Origin of the sequence: Paraglaciecola sp., assembly GCF_039943935.1 — a bacterium.
Lineage (GTDB): Bacteria > Pseudomonadota > Gammaproteobacteria > Enterobacterales > Alteromonadaceae > Paraglaciecola.
The window spans coordinates 59,616-72,341 of the sequence record NZ_JBDUZQ010000024.1; the positions used below are offsets into that span (position 1 = coordinate 59,616).

The following is a 12,726-nucleotide window of genomic DNA, read 5'->3' on the forward strand; positions in this document are numbered from 1 at the left end:
TCACAATGCCCCTTTTAACGGTCGTCGACCGATTGAGCTGGCCTGTGAAAGTTTGCAAGGACTTCACTCTGTTTGTGACGCTATTTAAACTTTATAAGGCAGTCATATAATCGAGTCGGCTTTGAGCTAACGGTGGAAATAAACTCATTAAATGCTTAAGAGAGGTCATTCGCAGAACCTGCCCCCGCAGTTTGTTAACACCTTTTACTCCATTTTGGCCTTATCAGCATAGATAATTTACACGAAAAGGCTTAACTAATATCCCTTTCGTTGGCTCGAGTCTTTTTATGCCGCGGTAAGGTTTATACAGCTCAGTCCAAAAATGCTCATCTAAGTCACGTGCAACAGATTCAAGCGTTACCTCAGCAAAAGGCGAGGTTATTTCAAAAACATCGTTAGCCATCATTTCACGTAAATATCGTTCATGATTGTTTTCATTCAGTTTTTCAATTTGCAGCAAGGTTGCTAAGGTATCTCTCGCAATTAGCCCTCTCAATGGGCCGTAACTTCTGTATTGACAAGCTTCCAATGCATGTTTAAAAAACTGGGCTGCGGATTTGAACTCATTCATTGCAATATAATTTTTTGCCTTAGCGCAGAGAAAGGGTGCTTTCCATACATCAAACCCAGAGTGTTGTTCGATGCCCTCAAGCAAAGATACTAACCTTTCCTGAGTATCCGTTGGTCTTTTGTTTCTGGGCAAGTCTATTAAATAGCTGCACTCAAGCAATATGACACCAGCTTCTTCTTGAGGCGTCTTCGAAATTTCATAAAGTCGCCGAATAGCAGCCTCTTTGATGCGATCACTGTATGAATTATTTTGGGCGAATTGAGTGATAACCCAATAACTATTTTCTTTTTGAAAAGCCCTCCAAGGTGAGCCTTTGCAAACCTGTTTTTCCAATTCAATTTCAGCAACCGTTTCATCGGCCCATAACTTTTGTTCAATAAGTTTTTGCTTAAAAGCATCTAAGTTTGACTTTGGGTTTGGATCAAAAAGGTTTGGCAGGGAATCTTCAGGGCCCATCCGTTGAAATCGTTTTGTTAGTAACTCCCCCAATAATGAAAATGAACCTGAAAATCTTGATGGTGCAACTGATAAAAACAATCCATTCTTATCTATTTCAGGCAATTGATTATCAAACCATTTATCTTCTTCTGCTTGGCTTGGGTTAACTCTGTACGCTTCGATAGTTAAATTATAAACAAACTTGTAAATATGGCAGAGTTGAAGAACTTTATTTTCATCTAGGTTTGGACATGTGGGTTGGATATCATCACCGCACAAAAATTTAAGTAACCGCTTATAACCATCTTGCATGGCCTTAGCAACACGTAATCGTTGGCGAATTGTTTTAAAAGTCGGTTGAGCATAGCGAATGGACATCAGTTGAACGAACTTTTGATTGTGCTCCTCTTCTCCTTTACCCTTGATGATTTTCTCTAAGGTGCTGACTTCTATTATTGGTAATTCACGAATTAATAGTTCAGGAGTAAGACCTTTATTTCTGACAAAGCTAATAGTTTCCAGTAATTGCTCTTGTTCACTTAAACTGCTATCTATTTTTAAACAGCCCTTAAATTCTATCTCAGTATTATCAGGGAAACTTTTATTGATAGTTTCTAACCTTGGTACTTTGCCATTTTTCCAGTTATAAATATTTCTAATTAAAGTTTCTGTATTGGTCTTTTCTAAACTTAAGTTCCTGACACGATCTAAAGGAATACCTAGTAGATCGAGTAACCACGAGCAAACCTGTTCTACTGGCATTGTCACGTTTAAGCGATCTTCTGTTTCAGTCGGTAAATACCAAAAATGCCCACCAGGCATGCCTTTATCTGTTATGTCTTCAAGATTCCAATAAGCCATAAACCTAGCTATTCCAGGAATGTAAGAGTGACTGATTAGCTGCCAAATCACCTGTTTAATATCGGCATTGAATGTCCAGGTTTTAAGTTCAAGCTCTTTTTGAAATTGAGCAAAGTTTTCTATGTTGTATGTAAGGTCATTACAGGCGTGAGCATCCTTATGGATTTCCAAAGATCTAAAGATGCCATCGATAATCTCTATAAACTGTTCATGGTGTTTATCAAGCGGGCGCTTCAGTTTAGAGAATGCAGCTTTTTGATTACTCGAATATGGTGGTAACTCTAGGCTTTGGTGTACTTGTAATAATATTGACTCAATAGACGGTATACAGCTCATTTTAATCCTTGTTAAATATATTTCCCTAAATATCGCAAAGCCAAATATAGCCTAACATGAAACTTCTTGTTTACTCCTCTTGGTTTTTCTTAAAACGGGGTAGTCAAATAGTTTCATGGTTTTAATTCATGATGATTCCTATTATTTCGCCATCAAGTGATTTTTTATAGAGAAATACTTGATAAGAACTCTGGTTACCATAGGAACATCAGAGATATTAATCGGGAATTTATAAGATTCCTGTTAATCCTAAAAGGAAATAAAAATGCAAAATACAGGCGATATGTCGAATGATGAGTTAGATCTTTGGTCGGATATTAACAACCCAAACAATGATGCTGATATGGATGACTGGGCAGACGGTCATAACCCAAACAACGATGATTACTTAGGAGAATAAAATGAACTTAACTACATATGTAGAAATGGGACAAAATCCAAACTGGCCAAGTCGTACAGGAAATCCTTCCGGGCCCGGAAGAGGGAACAAACCACAAAAAGTTAAGTAAGCTCAAAGGAAACAGAGATCTTTCTGTTTCCTTTAATTTTAACGATTAACAACAAAGTTCGTAAAAAGGGACCAGAGTCATTCTAAGTAATCTTTTCTCTAAATCAGTTTAAACTGCCCTAAAGTGAGTTGCTTTTAAGCAATACATAATGGCCCCGCTTACGACCGCAATGTCGGATCTGCTTCCATATGAGTGTTGGAAGCAAAGGTCCGAGTACATTTTAACACCGCTTTTAATATTCAAACATTTATAATTTGACTTACAGTCTTATCAAGGACATTTACTTTCTGTATACAGTTGAATTGACTTAAGATGTATTGCGGTCCAGTGGCAGGCTGCTTTCAACGAGTTTGTAGAATATTTAGCCATCTTTTGTTTTGAACGCGAATTCAAAATATCGTCAGCATCGGGATGCATTAGATATAGATTGGCTTGTCCTTCCGGAAATAAATTTTTATTTTTCTTAGTCTTATCGCTCACTTCAAAGTATCTTACTTTGTCTTTAATGCTTTGCCAATTTTCGATACCACTCAAGTCGTGAGCGGGTTGTAAAATAAGGTGCCAGCGATCTTTGTCTATGCCTGCTTGGAAAAACTGAATAAATCGCCCTGACCGCTCAATCGAATCAAACAAGATATAGCTATGGTCAATTGCAGTATTCGAAAGAAGGTGGTGAATAATCTGTTTAGTTAATTTCGGTTTTGTCTCATAGTTTGACACCAACAACTTACAAATTTTTAATCGGTCAGCGTCTTCTGCTTTACTCTGCATTTTTGTCGGTTGAATACTGTTTGAGGATGAGTTTATTAGTCTCGATTTGCCTCGGTTGGTTTGGTATGCACTATGCAAGTTGATTAGTTTTGCTGCTTCGATCACTGCGAGAATGTAGTTTTCTGGTAATGTCAGAATTGAACATATGTATTCAATCGTTTTGGCATTGTCATACAGTTTTAATATGCGCTCGCAGTGCGTTAAAGAAGGCTTGAGTGAAACATCTACAGTTACGATTTTAATGTTAGTTAGTTTCGATGATTGTGATGCTGTGATTGAATATTTTTGAATTTGATTGTCAAAAAACTGCGTAAGCTCAGAAGTACTAACAGCTTCTTTTAAACCAATCTGTTTGTTCAGAAAATTGGACAATCTAGTGACTGATGTTCCTGATAAATTTACCCAAAAATTTAGTGATTGAGCAAAATTACATTTCTCTAAATGTTGACTCAAAATAAGATCAGTAAAATGTGAATAGGTACTTATTGTAGTGCTCGGACTGAGATGGCCAGCCACACTGGAGAGTTGATAGTAAAGGTCATTCTCGTGTGTTGTAAAGAAACGACGTATGCTTAAAACTTGGTTTTCTGAGTAACAGATATACTTCTCAGCAGTTTGAGCATTTCCAAAAAGAGTCAATTGTAAATTTGAGATGCTAGAATGTCTAAGCTGATAGGCGACCGTTCGATGGCCTGCGTAATCTGACAATAACTGCGTAATTTGAGGTAGAAAACTATTACTATCAAATATCACGTCATGATTTATTTGCTGTGAAAACAATAAAGCTTTTTCTCTATCTTCGGTTTCAGCTTTTCGTATTGAAAGAAAGTAATCAACAATTTTACGTTCATCTGGCTTTAGCAAAATACCAAGCGGTACTTTCCGAGTTGCGCTAAATGTCTTAACTCTACCAAACACATTTTTACGAATATATATCCACAGCTCGGGTGACGATTCGATATCGCGCATTTGTAACTTGAATACTTCAGATGGTCTAAAAAGGCCTCGCCGTAAGAATATTATTATGATGTCAACGGTAAGCCTGAAACTTTCACTCTTGTCAGAATATTTTGACTGTAGGCCGTTTCTAAGTCTTTCGTAAAAGTGCTCAGGTACAAATTCGCTGCGCACGTGCCAAGCGTTTATGTTATCAGTGACTGACTGTGGAATTGCGATGGTGTATCGACTAGCGATAAACTTAAAAAGCAAGAAAAGGGTATCGCGAGCTGTGGAGTCATGATCTTTTCTTTGTTCGATCATATACTCGAACAAAACACTCATGTCGTCTTCTCCACATTCTAGGATATCGACATCACGCCAAGTTTCTATCCAAACCTCACCTATAGCATTTAGATACCGGTTTCCTGTTCCTAAAGCATGTTTCCATCGGTTACTAGTTAGATTTTCTAGGATCCATTCATGAAAAATTTCACATTGAACATTAAAATCATATTTAGTCCGCAGTTGTTTTAATCTATTCAACGTGATTTGACGCGATTGGTCTTCATCAATCTCATCTCGCAATATTTGTTTAATGCCGTCGAATACAGCGTGATCATTGAGATATTCTGTTTCTTTGTTTTGAATTTGACTAATGTTTAAGTTTTCTCGCTTTTCTTGAATACCAATTGAGCGTTTTTTAATGACTTGGTTGTTAAGGTTTAATAGTGATTCAACAGGCATAGACGCACTATAGAGCTTGCCCAAAGCGTAGTTTTGCAAAAAATGAGGCATTGAAGTTCGTCTGAATCTTAGCCCCGCAATAAAAAGCGCTGGCAAGAAATTATTCGTTTTAGCAATTGGAACATTAGATGTTTTATTAAAACGTGAAATTGCGCTTTTCAAGATATTTGGTAAAGTCAATTTAGCTACTTCTGGTACAGAGGATTTCTTTTTCAAGAATGCTGATATCACAGCCTTGCTTGCAGTCTTTGGATACCAACGCCTCATCGTCACTGGGGTTTCGTTTTGATAAGCGTTGGTGGGGTGCCCTGATTTTTTATAGGTCAAATCTATAAATACCTGATCATCAACGACAGTGACAGGCTTATCTTCATCTTGAAATTTATCAAGTAGACTTTTCAAAATCTCGTCAAATGCTAGCCCATCCTGTGCCGAAAAAATGATCACATTTTCAAGTAAAAACTCATAGCTTGGTTCAGGTGTCTGTTTAATTAAATCTAGGCGATGAGCTAAGAATTGCGAAAGGTTATTTGCAAGAATCTGCGTTTTAACATCGAGTTTATTGTTAACTCTCGCGACTACTCGTCTTTCATAAATAGATTTGTATGTCTTTTCGAGCTCTTCAATAATGAGCGTTTTTGCTCGCGAGTACGACTTGAAATGCTGGTTTACAACATTTTCAGCCTGCTCATAGTTATTTTTTAAAAGCTTTTTTTCTGGCTCAGTAAGCACAATGTTATCAAACTCAGAGAGCCTGCATTTCAATCCCAAATTTTCAATGATAATTCGTTTGATTTGGTTGGATTGCATCGACATGACGCAATCTTCAACCGCTAATAAGTTCTGTTTTACTTGTACTGCATCAATCGGATGAATAGCTGTTGTAGTAGCTTGTTTGTCTTCCATGACAAATTATTCCTCTATTAAATTATTACTGGCAAATTTAAATATTGTGTTATGTGTTTTTCGATTTTGTCGCTCAGAATTCGATTCTGGTTAAAATCAAAAGAGCTGTAGTCGTTATGCAATTGGTCAGGCGCAGGAGCGTGTCCCATCAGTGCTTCAAGTTCGTTACGTGATACACCTTTTTCTATAAGCACTGTTGATATGTAATGTCTTGCCCAATTGTGAGGAAAAGGAAACACTGCTTTGATCAACGTATAAACATTATTTGGGTGGTAGGGCTTTAATCCTCGATCATCCCAGAACTTAAAAAGGTTACTTTCACTCGCCAGTTGCTTTGCGATATTGTTGGCTACTTCAAGATAAGTGAATCGCAAATCGCGAATTAAATTTTTTAGGTAATTAATGTAAGCGGCAAGAACATTACAGACTGTCTTGCTGAGCGGAATAACACGAGAACTTTGTGGACCTTTATCGTTAATGACAACGCGACCTGAGGTCAAATCGAAGTTTTCAAGTTTACCAAACTCACTAAGCATTGGCCGATGCAGAGTGCTTAATTCAAGAAAAACAACAACGTAAAATGTGTAAAAATTAAAAGACTGTACAAGCTCTGCAGTCGTTATGGGGCTGCGATTGATTTGTTGAACACAATAGTTAAAAAAATCTGAAACAGAAGAGCCTTTTAGTACTCGATGACTACCGAAAAAAGATTTTTTGTCGATGCTCTGGGCTTGGAAATCAAGCAAACCAGCTTCTTTTGTAAGAAAACTAATGTATCGCACGTGTTTTTGACTCACATGGCTTGCATCAAAGAGGCCGTAAGAGCAATGCGGATGGTCTACTAGATCGTAATCTGCAATAAATGCAACGTCTGCCCGTGAAAGTCCAAATTTCGGCGCTAGGTGACTAAAGTGATTTTGAATTCTCGTCGGATTGATATGCTGAAACAGCTTTCCAAAATATTTCTTTTTGAACTCATCGACTTCTGCGTTCAACTCTTCAAGTGTTATGTTTTCATCACGCGATTTTTGAAAAGCTGGCAACAATTCTACAGGTAATAGTACCCCACCTTTGCTATCTGGCGCTTTAAAATAACTAAGATACTTACTTGGAAGCGTTAGTTTTGGATGCTGCCAATTCGATAAAATATAGAAACCGACATCACTGTGTCCATTAAGATTTTGTGATGGGATTTCAACCTTTGCTTCAAGCAATTGCAAGAGGCTTCGCCCAGTAAACAGGCTGGCTAGAATATAACATGGGGCTAAGCCTAGATTAATATTCTGAGCACATTTAATAACGACTGACTTAACAACACTATTTGTCAAACACGTCACATCTCCAAGCAACTTTTTTTGGCGTTTGACAATATGTGCAGTTGAATACGATTGTTGATTCTTATTAAGTTTGCCAGGGGAGGAACTAGTCATTCTGAGCCTCCTTTTTGATGAGCTTGTTTACTTTCAGGCAGTTTTTTAATTTGTGTCCGTACAGGCTGCCTTTGCTCAGAACACAGTGTCATAACCGCAGATTCAACACTGCTAAAATTGGGTAATTTTGTTAGTTTTTGCAGAGTTGAATTTGGACAAATTTCAACCATTTTCGCAACATAAGCAAGAGCAAAATTCCGGTGCTGACATCTAGACAATGTATGCATAACGTATTGCCATGCTATTGTTTCTATTCCCCGCGGTTTCTCTTCAAACACCCGTGCACAAATCGATTTGTTTTTTGGTAGCAGTGATTGAAATGACCTATGCAGAGAAACCCAATTAGCAAAAACGCGAACTAGGCCATCACTCATATAAGCAAAAGGTATATCAAAATTCCATGGCTGATTTGAGTTAATGCGAGAGTTAAGTAAATCCGTGTTCATCTGATAGTTAAAGCTAGAGCTAAGAGCAAATGCATCTTTTGCTTCGTCTGCTATTCGTATTCTTCGTACATCTATTTGCTTAAGCTGTGAATTGAGCTGCATAAAACATCCTTTTTATAAAATTCACAACTTATGATGACACAATGTTTTAAGTTTTCCGCTTTGCTATAAAATTTTTTAAAATGATAATAATTAGTCACTCAAACTGTTGCATTTGCAACAGTTTGTTGTTTTGATAATAGAATGTTTAGACGTTAACTAGATGAAACCAATCAAAAATACAGATGTTTTAGTACCCATATTGCTCGCAGAAAAAATAGACAAGATTTCAGGTTCAATCAGACATCAACTTGAAATTGAGTTTAAAGTTTATGAATTGAATGTAGAGCAAGGGCTAATCCTTGAGGAATTAAATTACCACAGAGAACATACAACTACTCAAAAAGAGCTTGGCAGAAAACTTCGTTTAGCTCGATACTCAGCAAGCAGAAACATAGACAATCTAGAATCACTTGGTTATGTGAAGCGCTTTAAAGACCCTGACTCAGCCAGAAGAGTAAAAGTTTCTTTAACGAGGTCCGGTGACAAGCTAGCCTCGATACTTTCTTCTTTAATTCGCAACGTCTACAAAGATATTTTTTCTAACTTAGATGGAAAAGAACAAACAAACTTGTTTAAGATCATGACTAAACTTTAAAGACACGTCTGTCGATTACTATAATTTGAAGTGATTTGGCATTTCCAAAGGGGATAGGTTTGGTGATTTGTAACATTGCTTTTTACTTTCAATTCTATACATCACGGTAACTATAGAAAAATACTATAGTTACCGCGATGTCACTTTTGCAGTTACTCGAAGTCCTCCTCTTCTTCTGACACCATTTCAAACCACAACCTTGCAAAGTTCGATTTGGGTCTGTGTTTCAAAATGTTTATCAGTAGTTCGCGACTTTGCTCATCTAAATGATGCATTTGAAAGCCAAACGGAATCTCAGGCTCTATGTACTGATTGAAATCATCGAAGATGTCAATAACGTACAGCCAAGATATCAGCTCTATTTGTGAGTGAGAAAGCTCACTTTCAACTCTCAAAATTGTATAAGGTGTCTCTTGAAAATCGCCTTCAGAATCGTCGTGCTCCACCTCAGCCCACTCCAATTTCTGAAACATGCGATCATACATTCCAAAATGCATAATGATTGAATCATTACCGTCCGCGTCAGTAATCACAAGCGGCCTAGCTGCTATAATTGAATTTTCACTAGTCATTTTTTTTTCAATAAGAAAATCCTCGACAAGTTCCCACAGCATTTCCATAAAGCATTTAAACGCTGCATTCGAGGCTGGGTGTATTACTAGTTCAGATACATAAACAGTATCCACAGTAAGTTTCATTCCGTTCAACATTAGTTAATTCCTCCGTTTTTTGATTAACGGTATTAACTTAGTCGATTTGCAAAAAAAGTGGAAAAACGGTTTCAAACTGGAATTTCAGGGTGAATTTACACCCTTACGAGCAGCTTTTGTCTGTAGTACATACGCACCAACTACCGCTAATCACATAGGGATTATCATTCTGATCGCAGTTGATAATGTAACTATTATCAAAATGATATCTCAAAACACCTGCGTACTGCTGGCACGTAATTGCTCATATAAGAGCTATTGAATGAGCTTTTGAAAGTTTAAATAAATAATGCGACTGAGTTGGGCTTCTCATTGAAAACCGTACGTCTGCTACTGAGGCAGTCTATAGCAGCAATTAGCCATGAACCGTTAGATCGTGAGTTCGAATCTCGCCGGGTGCGCCATCTACAAATGCACTTCCCTTGTAGTGACCACTAACTAAATTTATTCTGTGACCAGGCTGCGGCCAAAAGTAAAGTTACCTAATTGGCTATGGTACTAATTTGATTTATGCTTCACCTAAACTAAGAAGTCTCTAATTTAATAAAGTAACATCCATACGTTTTAAAACTATTCAATAGTTTGCTAAAAACCAAACAACTTACATTTGGCTGTAGGCAATTTAAAATGCTTATATTCCCCTCACCCCGCACTTTAGATTGAATGAGATATAGTATAAAATGTAGCTGTGTTGTTCTTTAACAAGCTGTGCAAAAAAGTAGCCAACTGAGTGATTAAAAAACAGTCAACTTTTTTGTGTTGGAAGGCTTTGATTTTATTAAAGAATTTTTAAAGCTAGGGTCCAACACATGCCCCGACATTAGAGGGGATTAAGACTATCCACACTGGTCTGATTTCGATTCGGATTGGTCCAACACATGCCCCGACATTAGAGGGGATTAAGACTTCCCACTGCTTATCTTCAGGTAGTGTTTCAAAGTCCAACACATGCCCCGACATTAGAGGGGATTAAGACCGTTTTACTTCGTCGTCATCCGATACACTGTGTCCAACACATGCCCCGACATTAGGAGGGCACCCCTGCGAAATGTCGGCATAAGTTTTAAAGCATGACTAAGCGGTTTTATTAGGTATATCAATGCCTGCAGCGAAGTGCCGTCCTATCTCTAATAAAGTCGTTTTACACCGATGGTCACCGACACGTCACAAAAAGTCCGTGACCAACATGCCGAAAAATCGGCATTTTTGACCCACGCGAAATGCGAATTGTAAATAAAATAATCCATTAATACACTCATAAAACACCGTAAATTACCTTTGAAATTTATACAAGGTGCGCTGAGAAACAGGTAATTAAATCGAAAGTAACTACGCAACTTATGTATCGAGTGATTTAGAGATTAGATTCATATCCGTGAATTACAAGTTTTGTTAATCTCTTGAGTCTTTAATTACACAATAATATTTTTATTCAAAAGTAAAATCTATTCTCATATCGGTTTGTTATGTTCTGCATGAATAAAACTTTTCCTTCTTGCACGCTTTGTAAAGCAATGCGTACTTTCTGCAAAGAGTATTGCAAGCGCATGGATAAACTCTATAAGCATAAAAATCCATTGGATTTTGATTTCGCACACCTAAGTGCATATCTAACATTAGAGGAAAAGAACGTGAGCAAACAAAATATTGAAGTTGTAAATAGACTGATTGACCAAGTGATTAATCAAGGAAATTTTGATGTAATCCAAGAGGTGGTTGATGAACAGTACTCATATCAGGCGGGTGAAATATCCTTTGTAGGCAAAGAGCCTCTTGAGCATCTATTGCGCGCCTATCGAGATGCATTCCCTGACATTAAGATCACCGTATTAGAGCAGTTAGCATCTGGAGATACAGTAGTAACACGTGGACGAATGAGTGGCACACAACTAGGGAGTTTCAACGAACTACCGGCTAACGGAAGAGAAATCGATGTTGACGTAGTTATTTTTAGTCAAATCAACAATGGTAAAATTGTAAAAGAATTCGAAATAATTGATGAGTTAAATATGTTGCGTCAATTAGATGTTGGCAGTCTTTGACAGGAGCCAGTATGAATAATTTTTTTTCAATCATTCTTGTAGCCTCCATCAGTCTATCGATTGCAAGTTGCGGTGTTATCAACAAAGTTCGATTAATGAACGAGAATAATGATCTACAAACCATTTGGAATGAAGATGATACTCAAGCTAATCCTAAAGCCGATTTTGTATATGCAAAACCTTACATTTACGGGAGCATAGACGGCGTTAATGAGCTTAAGTTTCTAATTGATACGGGGTCCTCAATCTCCATGCTATTCGATACTCAAAAAGTTAAGCGGATTAACCTAAAACCTGGCTATGAACTAATTGTCGGCGGCTATGGTGGTCACGAATATTCTGCTGCCTATCAGACAGAAGTAAATAAACTCAGCATCGACTCACTTTCATTTAAAAGTGTGGATTTTGGGTATATACCAGTCTCAGAAACCGGCTTTTTTATTCGTCCGGATCAGGTAGGTTTTGACGGTGTTATTGGTAATGACATACTACGAGACCTTGTTTGGCATATTGATAGAGATTCAAACAAAGTCACCGTTCATAAAACATTACCCGCCAGTCTGCTAAAAAAGTCCATTGTGTGGACCCCTTTTGATACTTTTTTTGGAAAAATCAGTTTCAAGGCCAAAATTACCTTCGAAGATCACATTCTAGAGCGCGACATTATTCTTGATACGGGAAGCCGGTATCATATGAGCATTAATGACGCTTATTTTCATGACAATGACGAAAAAGCTTTTCCTAGTCCCAGCGTGCAGTCCGCAGGTTATAGTTTAAGCGGGTTAGCGACACACCATAAAGCCAATACGCCGAGTGTGGAGGTAGAAAGTTTAAAGTTCATGAATGTTGTGACAAATATTATCCAAGAGGATGAAGATGATTTTTGGACGCTCGGAAGTGCACTTTTGAGTCAATATGAAATTATTGTCGATTATCCTAATATGCAATTAGGATTCATTGCTCGCGAAGGGCAAAGCTTTAAAAGCCAATACAATCTGGTTGGCTTAGAATTGCGAAAACTACAAAACGGGAATTTTATTGTTGGCTACAGCTCTCCCGATTTACCTTCAAGCTCATTAGGTTTCGAAGTTGGCAGTGAAATAAATTTGATAAATGGGGTTAACGCACAAGATATTTCTGTTGACCAATGGCTAGAATTAGCGTCGAAGGAAGGGGTATTTCAGTTTTGTCTGGTTAACACAGATACTTGTCCAGAAGTTGAGGTTTTCTCAATAGAAGGTTTTTCTAGATAGCACGGTAGTTGTGTTAAGCCTTAGAACGGAAAGTCGTTGCATTGTCGGGCCCAAGTCGTGGCCGACAGTGGCC

Annotated in this window: 9 protein-coding genes and 1 CRISPR repeat array; of the genes, 4 read left to right on the forward strand and 5 right to left on the reverse strand. The window is 37.7% G+C overall.

Annotation, left to right across the window (positions count from 1 at the left end; genetic code table 11):
• Positions 1-223: 223 nt before the first annotated feature.
• Positions 224-2,206, reverse strand: coding sequence for a hypothetical protein (locus tag ABJD71_RS16780; RefSeq protein ID WP_348172110.1), 1,983 nt, complete (start codon positions 2,204-2,206; stop codon positions 224-226).
• 265 nt (positions 2,207-2,471) lie between these two features.
• On the opposite strand from ABJD71_RS16780, the gene ABJD71_RS16785 reads away from it, so the two are divergent.
• A complete protein-coding gene (locus ABJD71_RS16785; RefSeq protein ID WP_348172113.1) occupies positions 2,472-2,606 on the forward strand; it encodes a hypothetical protein in 135 nt (44 codons plus the stop codon).
• A gap of 379 nt (positions 2,607-2,985) precedes the next feature.
• Here the strand turns inward: ABJD71_RS16785 and ABJD71_RS16790 are convergent, their stop codons facing one another.
• Genes ABJD71_RS16790 through ABJD71_RS16800 form a run of 3 tightly spaced genes read right to left on the reverse strand, consistent with a single transcriptional unit; the run spans position 2,986 to position 8,053 of the window.
• Positions 2,986-6,075, reverse strand: coding sequence for a hypothetical protein (locus ABJD71_RS16790; RefSeq protein WP_348172116.1), 3,090 nt, complete (start codon positions 6,073-6,075; stop codon positions 2,986-2,988).
• Between the two features lie 17 nt (positions 6,076-6,092).
• Positions 6,093-7,505: a hypothetical protein gene (locus ABJD71_RS16795; RefSeq protein WP_348172119.1), complete on the reverse strand. Its 1,413-nt coding sequence runs from the start codon at positions 7,503-7,505 to the stop codon at positions 6,093-6,095.
• Entirely contained in the window at positions 7,502-8,053 is a 552-nt protein-coding gene (locus tag ABJD71_RS16800; protein ID WP_348172122.1) for a hypothetical protein, read from the reverse strand. The genes ABJD71_RS16795 and ABJD71_RS16800 overlap by 4 nt, the downstream gene beginning before the upstream one ends.
• A 160-nt stretch (positions 8,054-8,213) precedes the next feature.
• On the opposite strand from ABJD71_RS16800, the gene ABJD71_RS16805 reads away from it, so the two are divergent.
• Positions 8,214-8,648 carry a MarR family transcriptional regulator gene (locus tag ABJD71_RS16805; RefSeq protein WP_348172125.1) on the forward strand — a complete coding sequence of 145 codons (435 nt, stop codon included), beginning with the start codon at positions 8,214-8,216 and terminating at the stop codon, positions 8,646-8,648.
• A 152-nt stretch (positions 8,649-8,800) separates the two neighbouring features.
• Here the strand turns inward: ABJD71_RS16805 and ABJD71_RS16810 are convergent, their stop codons facing one another.
• A complete protein-coding gene (locus ABJD71_RS16810) occupies positions 8,801-9,358 on the reverse strand; it encodes a hypothetical protein (protein WP_348172128.1) in 558 nt (185 codons plus the stop codon).
• 800 nt (positions 9,359-10,158) lie between these two features.
• Positions 10,159-10,402: direct repeats of the CRISPR family, unit length 37 nt; unit sequence GTCCAACACATGCCCCGACATTAGAGGGGATTAAGAC.
• Between the two features lie 587 nt (positions 10,403-10,989).
• On the opposite strand from ABJD71_RS16810, the gene ABJD71_RS16815 reads away from it, so the two are divergent.
• A complete protein-coding gene (locus ABJD71_RS16815; protein WP_348172131.1) occupies positions 10,990-11,400 on the forward strand; it encodes an ester cyclase in 411 nt (136 codons plus the stop codon).
• A gap of 11 nt (positions 11,401-11,411) precedes the next feature.
• Complete coding sequence (locus tag ABJD71_RS16820) at positions 11,412-12,653, forward strand: retropepsin-like aspartic protease (RefSeq protein ID WP_348172134.1); 1,242 nt, start codon at positions 11,412-11,414, stop codon at positions 12,651-12,653.
• Positions 12,654-12,726: the final 73 nt, after the last annotated feature.